The 13,772-nt window shown below is 68.6% G+C and carries 10 protein-coding genes; 2 read left to right on the top strand and 8 right to left on the bottom strand.

Annotation, left to right across the window (positions count from 1 at the left end; translation table 11 throughout):
- Positions 1–29: 29 nt before the first annotated feature.
- The 4 genes from ACFVT5_RS19425 to ACFVT5_RS19410 form a co-directional block, all read right to left on the bottom strand.
- Positions 30–698, bottom strand: a complete 669-nt coding sequence (locus ACFVT5_RS19425) for a DNA methyltransferase (protein WP_389888904.1) — start codon at positions 696–698, stop codon at positions 30–32.
- Positions 699–786: 88 nt separating this feature from the next.
- Positions 787–1,320: a DUF6879 family protein gene (locus tag ACFVT5_RS19420; protein ID WP_389888901.1), complete on the bottom strand. Its 534-nt coding sequence runs from the start codon at positions 1,318–1,320 to the stop codon at positions 787–789.
- Positions 1,321–1,484: 164 nt separating this feature from the next.
- Positions 1,485–2,243 (bottom strand): 4'-phosphopantetheinyl transferase family protein, encoded by a 759-nt coding sequence (locus ACFVT5_RS19415; protein WP_389888898.1) that lies wholly within the window; start codon positions 2,241–2,243, stop codon positions 1,485–1,487.
- A gap of 19 nt (positions 2,244–2,262) precedes the next feature.
- Complete coding sequence (locus ACFVT5_RS19410) at positions 2,263–2,520, bottom strand: acyl carrier protein (protein ID WP_389888895.1); 258 nt, start codon at positions 2,518–2,520, stop codon at positions 2,263–2,265.
- A gap of 592 nt (positions 2,521–3,112) precedes the next feature.
- Between ACFVT5_RS19410 and fabF the strand changes: the two genes are divergently transcribed.
- Positions 3,113–4,351 carry a beta-ketoacyl-ACP synthase II gene (gene fabF / locus ACFVT5_RS19405; RefSeq protein ID WP_389888892.1) on the top strand — a complete coding sequence of 413 codons (1,239 nt, stop codon included), beginning with the start codon at positions 3,113–3,115 and terminating at the stop codon, positions 4,349–4,351.
- A gap of 152 nt (positions 4,352–4,503) precedes the next feature.
- Here the strand turns inward: fabF and cimA are convergent, their stop codons facing one another.
- Together cimA and ACFVT5_RS19395 are read right to left on the bottom strand one after the other, a co-directional pair.
- Positions 4,504–6,126 (bottom strand): citramalate synthase, encoded by a 1,623-nt coding sequence (cimA, locus tag ACFVT5_RS19400; RefSeq protein WP_389888889.1) that lies wholly within the window; start codon positions 6,124–6,126, stop codon positions 4,504–4,506.
- Positions 6,127–6,371: 245 nt separating this feature from the next.
- On the bottom strand, positions 6,372–7,940 hold the full coding sequence (locus ACFVT5_RS19395; protein ID WP_389888886.1) for a hypothetical protein: 1,569 nt from the start codon (positions 7,938–7,940) through the stop codon (positions 6,372–6,374).
- Positions 7,941–8,386: 446 nt separating this feature from the next.
- Between ACFVT5_RS19395 and ACFVT5_RS19390 the strand changes: the two genes are divergently transcribed.
- Positions 8,387–11,260, top strand: coding sequence for a BTAD domain-containing putative transcriptional regulator (locus ACFVT5_RS19390; protein ID WP_389888883.1), 2,874 nt, complete (start codon positions 8,387–8,389; stop codon positions 11,258–11,260).
- A 62-nt stretch (positions 11,261–11,322) separates the two neighbouring features.
- On the opposite strand, the gene ACFVT5_RS19385 is transcribed toward ACFVT5_RS19390, so the two are convergent.
- Positions 11,323–12,927, bottom strand: coding sequence for a glycosyl hydrolase (locus ACFVT5_RS19385; RefSeq protein WP_389888880.1), 1,605 nt, complete (start codon positions 12,925–12,927; stop codon positions 11,323–11,325).
- A gap of 223 nt (positions 12,928–13,150) precedes the next feature.
- Positions 13,151–13,561 carry a hypothetical protein gene (locus ACFVT5_RS19380; protein WP_389888877.1) on the bottom strand — a complete coding sequence of 137 codons (411 nt, stop codon included), beginning with the start codon at positions 13,559–13,561 and terminating at the stop codon, positions 13,151–13,153.
- Positions 13,562–13,772 lie beyond the last annotated feature (211 nt).

Genomic DNA, 13,772 nt, shown 5'->3' with positions numbered 1-13,772 from the left:
TCAGGACCGGCTCAGGACCCGGCGGCGGATCAGGACTCCGCGGCGGAGAACAGCAGGCAGTAGTCGCCGGTGACGCTCTCCGACGGTGTGCTCCACTCGAAGTAGATCTCGCCCTCGAACTCCAGCACCGCGGACAGCGCGTGCCCGATGTCGAACGCCAGCGGGGTGACCTTGCCGCTGGAATCACGGAAGTTGCCGACGCACACGCCGATCCGGCCGCCCGGCCGCAGATGCTTGCCGATGGTGCCGAAGATGTCCGCCAGCTCGGCGAGATAGCGCCCGTAGGAGCCGTCCATGGTGCGGAACGCGGTGAGCGGGTTCTCCGGGTGGTCGTGCCGCGCCATGTACGGCGGGCTGGTCAGGCACAGATCGAACTCGCCGAGCCCGAGCCGGTCCCAGTCGCGCACATCGCCCGCGAGGAACCGGCTCGGCGAACCCGCCGGCAGCCGGGCGTTGCTCGACGCGACGCGCTGATCCTGCAACTCGATCCCGGTGCCGACGCGGCCGAGCCGGTCGGCGACGACGATGGTGGTCCCGTAGCCGGAGAACGGGTCGAGCACCCGACCGCCCGGCGGACTGAACGCCTCCACGATCGGCCGGATCTGCGCCTCGGTGAAGTGGATGTCGTTACGCGCGCCCGGTGGCCGCTCACGTGCCTTGTCCGCGCTGTCCAGGCGGAGCAGTCGGTGTGCCGTCATGATGTCCTCCTACGACGAAGACGACCCGTCTCCCGTCCCGCGGACGATGCCCGCGGTGACGGGGGAGGGGTCGTCGGGCGTGGTCACCTCAGGCCGCGACCTGCTCCTTGCGCGGCGGCGTGTAGTCGGCGTGGTCGACGGCGCGCTCCCACACGGACTCGAACGCCTCCTTGCACTGCCGGATCAGCTTCGGGTCCTCGGAGAACTCGTGCGGGCCCCACGAGCCGTCGCCGTGGAAGTTGGTGTAGCGCACCAGGCTGTCGTCGAACACCCAGAAGTCGTTTCCCGGCAGCAGCAGTTCCGAGGCGCGCTGCCGCGGCAGCCAGCGCACCTTCTCGCCGGCGGGCACGTTGACGATCGTGGTGGTCTCCCACTCGTACTGGATGAACTCGGTCACCGGCTCGGACACGATCCGCGCCCGTCGCCAGTCGATGCCGCGCTTCACCGCGTCCTGCACCAGTTCGACCCAGTCGAGGTGCCGGTCGTACTCGATCGGGACGCCCTTCTGCCAGTCCACGAAGACCGGCCCCTGCGGGGTGTAGATGTCGCGCCCCTCCAGGTGGAGGGCGGAGTGCTTGGTCTGCGCGATCAACTCGGCGAAGGCCGGGAAGTTGCTCGACATACGGATCTCCAATCCAAGGTCGTACCAGGGTGAGGTCGAAGCGACGGTCGCCTGCTCGACTTCCGGGGCGCGGTCATCCGAATACACCGCCCTTCGCCAGTGCCCGCCGTGGGAGGCGGGCCCATGGCCTTGACCCCAGTTGACAGGTACGGCCTCGAACCGGGCTAGAGGATCGGTCCGGCAGCCCCCGTCGTACGAGCCCGCGACGGTCGAGGAACACGGTTCGTCGGGCTCGGGCGGTCGGCGGACAGCCGGTCAGGGGTCCACTCAGGCGTCAATGCGGTACCCGGACGCATCGGTTCGGTGCTGACCGCCGAGACCAGGGCGTCCCGGCGAGAATCCATCAAGTCCATGACATAGAGGTCTTCGAAGCGCAGTGGTGTCCCGTCCCCCTGCCCGTCCAGCGGAAGCGCCGAGAGATCAAGGGTGTCGAGCGAATCCAGGTCCGTCCTGCCTATCTTGATCAACGCCTCCTTACGGACCCATTGGCGCAGGAAGGCGTGATCAGGGTCCGCGTGCGCGGTCACCAGAGCAAGCTCGGCGGCGGTGAGCACGCGGTGCATGACCTCGGTGCCGCGGCCACGCACGAACCGCTCCACGTCAATGCCCACCGGGACATGACCGGCGACCGCGGCCACCACGCCATCGGTGTGGGAGAGACTCAGATACACGTCCGGTCGGTCGGCGAGCAGCGGCCGGCCATGGTCGGTCCCGCCGCACGTCGGGCAGTGCTGGGCGAAGGCCACCTCGGTCGGGGCGACGCCCAGCAACCACCCCGCGCAGAGCCGGACCAGGGCGTGCGCGGCGACAAAGTCCCGACGGGCCGTCTCCCGGTGGAACCGCGCGAGCCGCCCCCGCTCTGCCTCGTTCAGCAGGTGCGTCCCCGCCACCGGATGCCGCAGCACCTCGTCAGTACCTGCCACCACGGCCACCGGGTCGCCGTCAATGACTGGGAGCGCCGGCCAGGATGCGGTCCACCAGCTCGCCGATGGTGACACCGGCCAGTTCGGTGCGCCGGATGTCCACTCCGTACTCCCGCTTGACGGTGACCATCAGGTCGGCGACGTCGAGCGAGTCGATCTCCAGCGTGTCGATCGTGGTCTCGGCGGAGATGGTCTCCTCCGGTAGGCCGAGGTCGACCAGCTCGGTGCGGAGGAGATCGTGCACGGCCTCCGCGGTCACCTCAGTGGGATGGGACATGGGGTTTCTCCTTATGGTTGCGCGGAAAGCGAGCCGCGGGCGAAGTGGGGTACGTCAAAAGCAGTGAGGGGTCGGTTCTCCGGTGAACCGATTCCGGCGTCATCGAACGCTTCCCACACTGCATCCAGTCGCACTCAATAAATGCTTGAGCATCACTCGAAAAATACTTGAGGAATTCCCGAGAAATGCTTGAGAAATGCTTGAGCAGTAGGGCTGTCAAGGGTCGACAAGGCGCGCCTCCCGGGGAGATGTTCCGAAGAATCAGACGTCGAATCCGAACGGGTCGGACAGGTGTCATCCGAGGCTCACCATGCCGTCCCGCTCGCGGCAGAATATGGCTCTGACCTGCACCGACAATTCGGTGACCAGGATTCCTGCCGCTGCCGACGATCACCCGACAGGAATCGGAGTACGTAATTCCGCAGGGCGCGCGCATGCCCCTTTCGGCAATGGCGACGTGTTCTTCTTCGGAGATCTGCACGGTTCCCTACTTTGACACCGACTCATCCCGGTGTCCAGATCGGGACATGCGTAGGGGAGGGCCTGGCGGATGGTATTGTTTGGATCATCTCGGCCGAGTATTGTCGGTGCAATGAATGATGACGTCGTAATCACAGGCATAGGAGCCCTGACTCCGGTCGGAAATGATCGGGAGAGTAGCTGGGAAGCGATGGTGGCGGGCCGATCCGGCATCGCACCCATCACCGCTTTCGATACCGCCGGAATGAGCACCCGATTCGCCGGTGAAGTGAAATCTTTCCGGCCTTCCGACCACTTTGACGTCAAACGCACCCGGCGTATCTCCCGGTTCACCGCGTTTGCTGTCGTGGCGGCGCGCGAAGCGGTGGCCGACGCGAAGCTGGACATCGACGACGACAACCGGGACCGGGTGGCGGTCGTGGTGAACGCCGCGGTCGCGGGCTTCGACACCATCGAGGCGGCCACGCGGCAGTTGGTCGCCGACAGAGAACCGAGTTCCTACTTCGTGCCGTACTCGCTGGCGAACATGCCCAGTTGCGAGGTGGCGATCGACCTCGGCGTCCACGGCCCTGTCAACGCCAATGCGCTGGCCTGCGCGAGCGGCCTGTACGCCCTGGCGGACGCGCGGCGCCTGATCCTCTCCGGCGAGGCGGACGTGGTCGTCTGCGGCGGCACCGACGCGGGGATCACTCCGGTGTTCATGAACGGTCTGTCCACCATGGGCGCGCTGTCCCGGCGCAATGACGACCCCGCCGCGGCGAGCCGCCCGTTCGACGTGGACAGGGAAGGGTTCGTGCTCAGCGAGGGAGCGGTGGTCCTGGTCCTGGAGTCCGCCGAGCACGCCCGCCGACGCGGAGCCACCCCGTACGCCACTGTCAGCGGTGCCGCGTTGACCTGTGACGCCTTCCACGTCAGCGCCCCGTCCCCGACAGGTGAGTACGCCACGGCCGCGATCAGGACCGCCGTCCAGCGGGCCGCGGTCGCACCGGACGACGTCGACTACGTCTGTGCCCATGGCACCTCCACCAAGGCCAACGACCGCACCGAGACCAAGGCTCTCCAGGCGGCGTTCGGCGCGGCGGTGGACCGGATCCCTGTGAGCAGCCCGAAGTCGACCGCCGGCCATCTGCTCGCCGGCGCCGGCGCGCTGAGCGCGATGGTGTGCGCGCTGGCCATCCGCGACGGCGTCGTGCCGCCCACGATCAACCTGAACTCCCCCGACCCGGAGTGCGAGTTGGACCACGTGCCCAACGTCGCGCGCCGGTTGCCCGTACGTACAGCGATGGCGAACGCCTTCGGCTTCGGCGGCCAGAACGTCGTCGTGGTGTTCACCGCCCCCGATCCGCTCTGACGATTCGGGCGAAGAGGCCGGCGGCGCCCAGGTGCCGACGACGGGCGGACAAGCACACGAAGCTCCTGACAGACACGGTGATCTCGGTCGAGAACCGTGTCTGCCAGGAGCTTCGTCGTTGCGCGGAACTGTCCAACTCGCGGTCGGCAACGTCAGGTTGGAAGGCTCACTGCGGGGCGGGGTCGGGCGGCAGACTCGGCGCTGTCGCGCAGCGTGTACCGGAACGCGTCCAGCAGCGCGTGCCACGAGGCGGTGACGAGGTTCTCGTCGACGCCGACCGTGCGCCAGCGTCGCCGGCCGTCGAAGAAGGTGGCCAGTACCCGGGCAGGCGCGGCGCTGCCCCGCTCGCCGGTGGGAATCCGCACCTGGTAGTCCGTCAGCTCCAGCCCGGCCAGTGCGGGGAAGAGCGTGTCGAGAGCCTGATGCAGCGCGCGGTCCAGCGCGTTGACGGGACCGCTGCCCTCGCCAACGGCGACGACCGGCTCACCACCGGGGATCCGTAGCCGTACGTGGGCCTCGGTGGCAGCCTCGCCGGAGCCCTGCTCGACGGTGACGCGCCAGGAGTCGACGGCGAACAGCTGCCGGTCGGCCGCCTGCCCGAACAGCGCCTCGCGCAGCAGCAGTTCGAAGGACGCGTCGGCGGACTCGAAGCTGTAGCCCTTGTTCTCCAGCTCCTTGACACGGGCCGAAGCACGGGCCACCGAATCGGAACCGGCTGCCACCGTGTAGCCCAGCTCGCGGGCCTTGAGTTCGACGGACGAACGACCGCCCATGTCGGAGACCAGGGTGCGCATCCGGTTCCCCACGACGGCCGGGTCGATGTGCTGGTACAGATCGGGGTCCACCCGGAGCGCCGAAGCGTGCAGGCCGGCCTTGTGGGTGAAGGCGGAGGTGCCGACATAGGGGTCGGCCGCCCGGACCGGATGGCCGGTCAGCTCACTGATCGCCTTGGCCGTGGTGGCCATGTCCGCCAGCCGCGCGGCCGGCAGGACCTCGATGCCCCGCTTGAGTACGAGGTCGGCGGCGACGGTGAACAGATTCGCGTTGCCGCACCGCTCGCCGTACCCGTGGGCGGTGCCCTGCACCTGCACCGCGCCCGCCTCGACAGCGGCGAGGGTGTTGGCGACGGCGCAACCGGTGTCGTCGTGGCAGTGGATGCCGAGCCGGGCGCCGGTCTGCTTCAGTGTGTCGGCCACGGCCGCGTGGACCTGGTCCGGCAGCGAGCCGCCGTTGGTGTCGCACAGCACGACGGCATCGGCGCCCGCCTCCGCCGCCGCGCGCACGCATTCAAGGGCGTAGTCGCGGTTCACGCGGTGGGCGTCGAAGTAGTGCTCGGCGTCCACGAACACGCGCCGGCCCGCGTGGACGAGGTACCGCACGGTGCTGGAGATCATGGCCAGGTTCTCGGCGAGAGAGGTCCGCAGCGCCCGTTCCACGTGCCGGACATCCGACTTGGCGACCAGGGTGATCACCGGTGCGTCCGAGGCGAGCAGCGCCTGAACCTGCGGATCCGCGGTGACCAGACCTCCGGGGCGGCGGGTGGCCCCAAAGGCGGCCAACTCCGCGTTCTCCAGAAGGAGTTCCGTGCGGGCGCGGCGGAAGAACTCGGTGTCCTTGGGCACCGCGCCCGGCCACCCGCCCTCGATGAACCCGACGCCGAAGGCATCCAGGTGGCGCGCGACGGCCAGCTTGTCCTGCACCGTCAGCACCATTCCCTCCTGCTGGGTGCCGTCTCGCAGAGTGGTGTCGTAGAGCTGCACGCCTCGCACTGCCATCACCGTGACCCTCCTGGGTAGCTCACCGCACCACGGTCCGGCAGAGCCCTCAAGCATCACTTGACCCGCCGCCTGGCGACACCGGCGATCGGAAGGCGAGAACCGGCGCGTTATGTGGTGTCGGCGCTACGGGCGATAGCTTGACGTTCGGACTTCGGTCCGCCGGAGGCAGTGGGCATCCGGCGCGGACCGGTGTCGCTTCCATCAATAATTCGGCCGCCCGGAAGTCCGCGTACGCTTGCCGTTCACACCGTGAGTTTGACCGCTTCGAGCCAGTGGTCGTTTTCCAGGGTGCCGCCGAAGTTGAGTTCGGGGCGTGGGGGAACGCATTTTTCGTCGCCCCAGTTCCAGTCGTTGACTTTGCTGCGCTGGCAGATTTGGCCGCTGCCTATGTTGATGGCGAAGCCCGACATGTTGGGGGCGCCTTTCGCGGTGCTGCCTATGTAGTTGTTCTTGCCGCTGGCCTTGATGGCCGTCCACGACTTCTCGAACTTGCCCTGGCCGTTGGTCGACCCGGGGTCGTGGAGGAAGGCGACAGCGGCCGAACCGTCGGCTCCGGACACCGCGATGTTGAGGGCCTTGATGGGCCGGTTCTGGCCCACCGTGCCGGCCATCGTCCCGTCGCACACGGGCTTCTGCCAGCCCTGTCCTGAGACATACGCGCTGTAGCAGATGTGCCGACCGGACGCGTCGTTCCTGGCGAGACGGTTCACGGCGGTGGCGGCGGTGTCCCGTGGGGGCTTCGCCGTCACGGTGGTTCGCGGGGGATTCGCGGTCACGGTGACCGGCGGTGGCACCGCGGGCCCGGTGTCCTTGTCCCCCTTCTTCGGGTCCTTCGACTCGTGCGGCGAGGCCGTCGTGCTGGGTGAGGGCGAAAGAGCGCCGGTGATCGACGAGGCGGACGGTGCCGGACTTCCGGCATGAGGGGAACTGCTCGTCTCGGTGCCGGCGCCCGCGGCCTCCTTCTGGCCCCCGCCGTCGTCCGATCCGCCGCTGCCCAGGATCACCAGCGGAACGACGACAAGGGCGGTCACGACGAGGGCCATCGGTCCGACGACCACAGGATTGTGCAGCAGACCGGGCGACTCGTACTCGTCGTCCGACTGGCGTGCTCCGTTCCTGCGGAGGATGTTCGGGAGCCTGGGCGTGGTGGCCGCGGGGCCGGGAGATGGGGGAGATGCGGCCTGCCGCTGTTCCGCTACCGGGTACGCGTTGACGCCGAAGTCGTCCTCGTCTTCCTCGTCGTCAACGTCCTTCCCCTCGTCAATGTCGTTCCGCTCATCGACGCGGTTCTCCTCATCGCCCTCGTACTCGCTCTCGTACTCGTATTCGCCCTCGTTCTCGCGCCCAACTAGGTATTCGTCCTCGCCCGCGTCATCGTCCTCGCGGTCGTCGGCAAGGCTGACACCCTCGTCCTCGTCTTCGTCCTCGTCCGCCCAAGAAGGCACCGCCCCCGCCGCGGCACCGATCAGCGGCGCCGGTACGTCGTATCCGGTCTCCGCCACCGGCTCCCCGGCCGGTTCGATCGGCTGCTCGTCGTGTTCCCGGGGCACCGGGACCGGTTCCGGCACGACCCCGGCGGCATCGGGCCCCGGCTCGTGCTGGTCCAGAAGGGTGCTCGAACCGTCGGGCGTGACCTCGACCCAGGCCACGTAACCCGCGGCGGGGTCCGAGATGAGTGCCGTCACGGTGGTGTCCAGGTCGCGTGCGTGGCCGTGCAGCGTGTCGAGGATCGCGGCGTCGAGCGTCATGTCGTCCACCGCCGGCACGGGTTCGCCGTCGATGGTGGCCGAGCCGTCGTCGGAGATGACCACCGCGAAGAGAGGGGCCGGTTCGGACGACCCCCCGGCAGAGCCCCCGGGAGACCTTTCAGCAAACCCCCCGGCAGGGTCCGGCTTGCTGAAATACATCGATGTCCCGGACTCGGCAGAGTCACCCGCCACGATCGACTCGTCCCTTTCCTCTTCATCGCCCCGGCTCATGGTCATTCCTTCCTTACGTTCCCGGCTGTTCGGTCCGGTCGGGGGAGCGTTGCGACAGTCCCCTCGTAGCGCAACGGGCGTGGCGCGGAAACGGTTCAATGCCTCGTATCGACGCCTTGTGCGGCATGACTCCTGACGGCATTTCGTTCTCCTCCGTTCCGTTCGGGCGTGATAAATGGGAATTGGCCGATTCCCGGCGTTTAGGCGGTGAAGAAGTGGCCGGAAGCGGGCGCTTCGAGAACGCCTTTCGGGTAGCCCTGTTCAGTAAGCTCCGGAAGGTGTCACTTAATGAAGACTTCTTGCGCTTCACCGTGCTGGGCCCGGTCAGGTCCTGGCGCGGCGAGGCGGAACTCGACCTCGGTTCGCCACAGCAGCGGGTCGTACTCGCGGCGCTGCTGTTAAGGCGGGGGCGCCCCGTCACGCTCAGCGAGTTGCTGGACGCGGTATGGGGTGAGGAACCACCACCGGCGGCCGTCTCCGTTCTGCGGACCTATATATCGCGCCTGCGCAAGGTGTTGGAGCCGCGCCGGGACGCGGTGGACGCGGCACGGGTGGTCGTGTCGGTCGGCGACGGATACCTGGTGCGGCTCCAGGATGACGCCCTGGACCTGGCCGTCTTCGAACGCCGGGTCGCGGAGGCCGCCAAGGCGCGCGCCGCCGGGGAGATGTCCGCCGCAGCGGATCTGCTGCACGCCGCGCTCGGCGCGTGGCAGGGAGCGGCGCTGGCCGGACTCCCGGGCCCGCTGGCCGAGTCCGAGGGTTCGCGGCTGAACCAGGAACGGCTCAGCGCGTTGGAATCCCGATTGGACATCGATGTCACCCTCGGACGCCACGGCGAAGTCATCGCCGAACTGACCTCGCTCACCGCCAAGTACCCCCTCTGGGAGCAGCTGTGCCGGCTGCTCATGCTGGCGCTCTACCGGTCCGGTCGGCAGGCCGAAGCCCTGGCGGCCTACCGCAGGACGCGCGGCGTCCTGGTCGCCGAACTGGGCATCGAACCCGGAGCGCCGCTCAGGGAACTGCACGACCGTATATTGGCGGCCGACACGTCCCTGGTCGCCGACCCGCCTCGGCAGCCCGACCCCCCGCCGAAGCCGGCTTCCCCGGACGTCCCCCCGGCGACCCGCCCGGCTCAACTGCCCCCCGGTCTGTCCACCTTCGTCGGCCGAAACGCCGAACTCGCCTGGAGCCGTGACCTGTTGTTCGGCAGCGGCACGGAACCGTCCACGGTGGTGATCAGTTCGATCGGCGGAATGGCCGGTGTGGGCAAGAGCGCCCTGGCCGTCCACTGGGCCCACCAGATAGCCGACCGCTTCCCCGACGGACAGCTCTACATCAATCTGCGCGGCTTCGATCCGACCGGCTCCGTCGTCACACCGGACGAGGCCATCCGGGTCTTCCTCGACGGGCTCGGTGTCCCCCCGATGCGGATCCCCGCCGGACTCGAAGCCCAGGCGGCCCTCTACCGCAGCCTGCTCGCCCACCGGCGGGTGCTGATCCTCCTCGACAACGCCCGCGACTCCGAACAGGTCCGCCCCCTGCTGCCCGGCAACCCCGGCTGCACGGTCATCGTCACCAGCCGCAACAAGCTCACCGGCCTGGTCGTCAGTGACGGCGCCCATCCCCTCACCCTGAACCCGATGACGCCCGTCGAAGCACGCGCCCTCCTGGCGCGCCGCCTCGGCACCGGCCGACTGGAGGCGGAACCCCGGGCCGCCGACGAGATCATCGCGCGCTGCGCCCAACTGCCCCTGGCGCTGGCCATCGTCGCCGCGCACGCCGCCGCACACCCCGTCTTTCCGCTCATCGCCCTGGCCGAGGAACTGCGCGACAGCCACGGCAGCCTCGACGCCTTCGTCGCCGGTGACGACCTCACCACCGATGTACGGGCCGTCTTCTCCTGGTCGTACCAGGCGCTGTCCGACCCGGCCGCACGCCTGTTCACGCTGCTCGGCCTGCACAGCGGCCCCGACCTCTCGGCACCCGCCGCGGCCGGTCTCGCCGGGCTCCCGCCGCGCGACACCCGGCGGCTGCTGACGGAACTCACCCGTGCCCATCTGCTCACCGAGCCCTTCCCGGGGCGCTACGCGCTGCACGATCTGCTGCGCGTCTACGCCGAGGAACGGGTCCGTGCCGACCGGACACCGCGGGAGCGCGAGGAGGCCGTCGAACGCCTGCTGGCCTGGTATCTGCACACCGCCGACGCCGCCTATCCCCAGATCACCCCGAGGCGGCGCAGGATTCCCCTGGAACCACCGCCCGCCTCCTGCCGGCCCCTGGAGTTCACGACACAGGAACAGGCCCTGGAATGGTGCGAGACCGAACGGGCCAATCTGGTCGCCGCCGTGCATCAGGCGGGCGCCTCGGGGCTGTCGGGCATCGCGTGGCGGCTGCCCGCCGTCCTGTGGGGGTTCTTCTACCTCCGCAGCCACATGCTCGACTGGTTCGACACCGCACGCACGGGCCTGTCCGCCGCGCGCGCGGCCGACGACCGCCCCGGCGAGGCCCAGGGGCTCATGGACACGGCCGCCGCGCTGCGCAGCGCGGGCCGGTTCGACGAGGCCGTCGAGGAACTGCACCGGGCGGTGGCCGCCTACGAGGAGCTGGGAGACACGGACGGCCTCGGATCGGCCACCGGGAATCTGGGCGACGCCTATCTCCAGTCCGACCAACTGGACCATGCCGTCGAGTACATCAAGCGTTCCATGGACATCGAACGGCAGGACGGCACCGCCTGGGCGAAGGGAATCTCCCTGGCCAACCTGGGCGACGTCTACCAGCGGCTCGGCCGGTTCGACGAGGCCATCGACGCCCTGGAAGAGGCCCTGGTCATCCTGCGCGCCAACGACAACCGCTGGGTCGAGGGTGTCACCTACGACATCCTCGGCACGATCCACTGCCGGCTCCAGCACTACGACCAGGCCGTGGAGTACTACCACCTGGCCCTCAAGGCGCACCGGGACGTCTGCAACCGCTGGGGAGAGGGCGACACCCTCTACAACCTCGGGGACGCCCGGCAGGCCGCGGGTGACTCCGAGGCCGCGTACGACAGTTGGCGGCAGGCACTGGCACTCTTCACGGAGTTCGATCATCCGGATGCCCAGAAGGCGCGCGCGAGACTCGACGGCCGGGACGTCCCGCCCGACGCATGAGGCCCTGAGGCCGCGTCGGGCGGGACCGCTTGATCTCTCATCTCTACCGGACACGGTCCGCTTCAGCCCGCCTCGCGGTAGACACGGCCGCTGGCGTTGGGGGTCGTTCCGTTGTAGAGGCCGGTCGGGCTGGTCTGGGTGGAGAGCGTGAACCACGCGTAGCGCTCCACGAAGTCCAGTCCGTTCAGCATCTGCGTCGATCCCTTGACGAAGTCGGCCTGCTCCTGTTCGTTCGGGTAGCGCGGGGTGCCCTGGGAGAAGTCGATGAGGCCGTACTCGGTCAGCCAGATCGGCTTCTGGTAGCGGTCATGGACAGCCTGGAGGTAGCCCCGCAGATGGTTGACGGCCTCCGGGCCGAAGTCCGAGCCGTACCAGTGCAGCGGAATGAAGTCGACGCGCAGACCGCGCTCGGCGGCGCCCTTCATGAAGCGGTCCAGCCAGCCACCTTCGAGGTCAGCGCCGGTGGCGACGGCCGGAGCGCCCATGCGCAGACCGGTCGACTGGAGTCTCGGCCACAGGTCCAGTGCCTGTTCGGGCGTCATGTTGGACTGTGAGGGCATGTCGGGCTCGTTGAAGCCGAGCAGGGTCTTGCCCTCGTTCTTGGCCCGGCCCAGTTCTTCGTCGGTGACGGAGCCGGGGCCCCAGATCATCGGGACGTAGTCGACCCCGTTCGGCCTGGTGACGTTGCCGGTGGTGGAGGTCCAGTTGTAGTACCAGGACGCACCGGAGTCGGCGAGGGCCTGCGCGGCACCGTCGACCGGGTTGAGGCTGATGCCCCTGTTGCCCTTGGCCGCGGGCGGATTGCCACCGGGGTCGCGCACATCGGCGTTCCTGGGGTCCACCGTCCGGACCGGTTCCTGCGGGGCGGCGCCGGAACCCTCGAAGGCGACGGTCAGGCCGGTGCACTTGGTGCACTGGTAAACGACCGCGTTCCCCGGCTCGGCGTCCTGCTTGGACCAGGCGTACGCGGTCGGGCACTTCTTGTTGATCGCGTCGCTGTACGGGGTCTTCGCGTCCCGGTTCGGGTTCACGCAGACCACGCCCTTGCCGGTGGCCGGGTCCTTCACAAGGTTGTCGGCCGGACAGGTGGCCAGCAGATCCTCGACACACCCCGCCACCGCGCACTCACCGCTCTGCGGCGGGTCCACGCCGTCCGGGGTGATGGTGATGGGCATCGAGACGGCGTTGACGTAACTGATGTTGTACCAGGGCGCCAGCGCATCGGCCGGATCGAAGTTGAACTCGGCGAGACCGGTGGGCTGTTCACCGGTGGAGCACCGGTCGGCGAACGGTCCGCAGTCACCGACGACACAGTGGAAGGTGCTGCCTTCCTCACCGGTACAGCCCTCACGCGCGAAGAACTTGCCGCGCCAGTGCCCGGCGCCCGAGTGCTCGGGGATGGTGATGGTGGCGGACTGGCCCGGGTCAAGGGTCGGCAGTCCGGTGAGTGCCTGCGAGCCGTCGGCGTTGACCGTGCTGCCGACCCAGATACGGCCGGCCGTCTTGTTCTTGAACGTGACGGTGTGCTCGGCGCCGTTCGCGTCCCCGACGGATTCGCTGTTGATGTCTCCGCCGTCGGAGCGGTTGGCCTGGACGGCCATGGCGGTGCCGGTGACTCCGACGATCACCAGTAACAGGGCCAGGAGCCAAGTTGTGCGTCTGCGCATGGAGCATGCCTCTCCGTCGAGCTTGCGCGGTCGACCTATGGGGTGCCGCCGCGGCAAGCACGACGGATGCGCGCGGCGGATGGTTCACCGTTCCCGCGTGCGACCGATGCCGGTTCGGACGACGGGAGCAGGGCCTCCTGGTGCTGCTCGCTCGTGATCGCGGTCCCGAGCCACCGGGAGGCCCCGCCGTCATGCCCTCAGGCCGACTGCGGCCTCCGGCAGGTCACTTGGGGCCGTGACCCGAGGACTTCTTCTGCCTGGTACCCGAGGTGTGCTCCTGGTGCCTCCGACTGCTCTCGCCGGTCGTTCGCCGCTGCCCCTGGCTGTAATCCTGCGGGGTCACCGGGCTCATGAAGGTGAGATTCGTCTGCGACTGGGACGCCTGACCCGCCTGGGGCTGGGTGGTCTGGGCCGGCTGGGCCGCGTAGTACGCCTGGCTTCCGTACGTCTGGCCTTGGTCCCCGTACGTCTGGCCCCCGTACGCCTGGCCTGTCTGCGCGGCTTGGGTCGGCTGTGACTGGTCCCGTTGCAGCCAGGCGGAAGGCGCCATGGTGATCTGCTGGTGGGGGTCGTTGCTCGCGTAGGCCGCGATGTTCCGGTAGGTCGCGTACAACTCCTCTCGGGCATTGTTCATGTCCCTCTCCGCGCGTTCTTCGGTCGAGGACCTTCGTCCCGGCTCCTGTGGCATTGCGTGACGCTCCCATCAGTCCAGAGAGTTGTTGGCCAAGGTGTTCCGAGCCCAACAGGTCGTGGCTGAAGCACTTTTGTCCGACGGTCCTGCGGAGCCCGTTGGTACCTCCAACGGATGTGGAGAGGGGGACGGTTCACCCAGGTCGGACATTTTC

Origin of the sequence: Streptomyces sp. NPDC058001 (genome assembly GCF_042886315.1) — a bacterium.
GTDB lineage: Bacteria > Actinomycetota > Actinomycetes > Streptomycetales > Streptomycetaceae > Streptomyces.
This window is presented reverse-complemented; position numbering and strand designations above follow the sequence as displayed.

Excerpts from the sequence above, each read along its gene's own strand:
- ACFVT5_RS19425 (WP_389888904.1), bottom strand. The coding sequence starts at position 698 with ATGACGGCACACCGACTGCTCCGCCTGGACAGCGCGGACAAGGCACGT.
- cimA (WP_389888889.1), bottom strand. The coding sequence starts at position 6,126 with ATGGCAGTGCGAGGCGTGCAGCTCTACGACACCACTCTGCGAGACGGC.
- ACFVT5_RS19380 (WP_389888877.1), bottom strand. The coding sequence starts at position 13,561 with ATGAACAATGCCCGAGAGGAGTTGTACGCGACCTACCGGAACATCGCG.
- ACFVT5_RS19410 (WP_389888895.1), bottom strand. The coding sequence starts at position 2,520 with ATGTCCCATCCCACTGAGGTGACCGCGGAGGCCGTGCACGATCTCCTC.
- ACFVT5_RS19420 (WP_389888901.1), bottom strand. The coding sequence starts at position 1,320 with ATGTCGAGCAACTTCCCGGCCTTCGCCGAGTTGATCGCGCAGACCAAG.
- fabF (WP_389888892.1), top strand. The coding sequence starts at position 3,113 with ATGAATGATGACGTCGTAATCACAGGCATAGGAGCCCTGACTCCGGTC.
- ACFVT5_RS19385 (WP_389888880.1), bottom strand. The coding sequence starts at position 12,927 with ATGCGCAGACGCACAACTTGGCTCCTGGCCCTGTTACTGGTGATCGTC.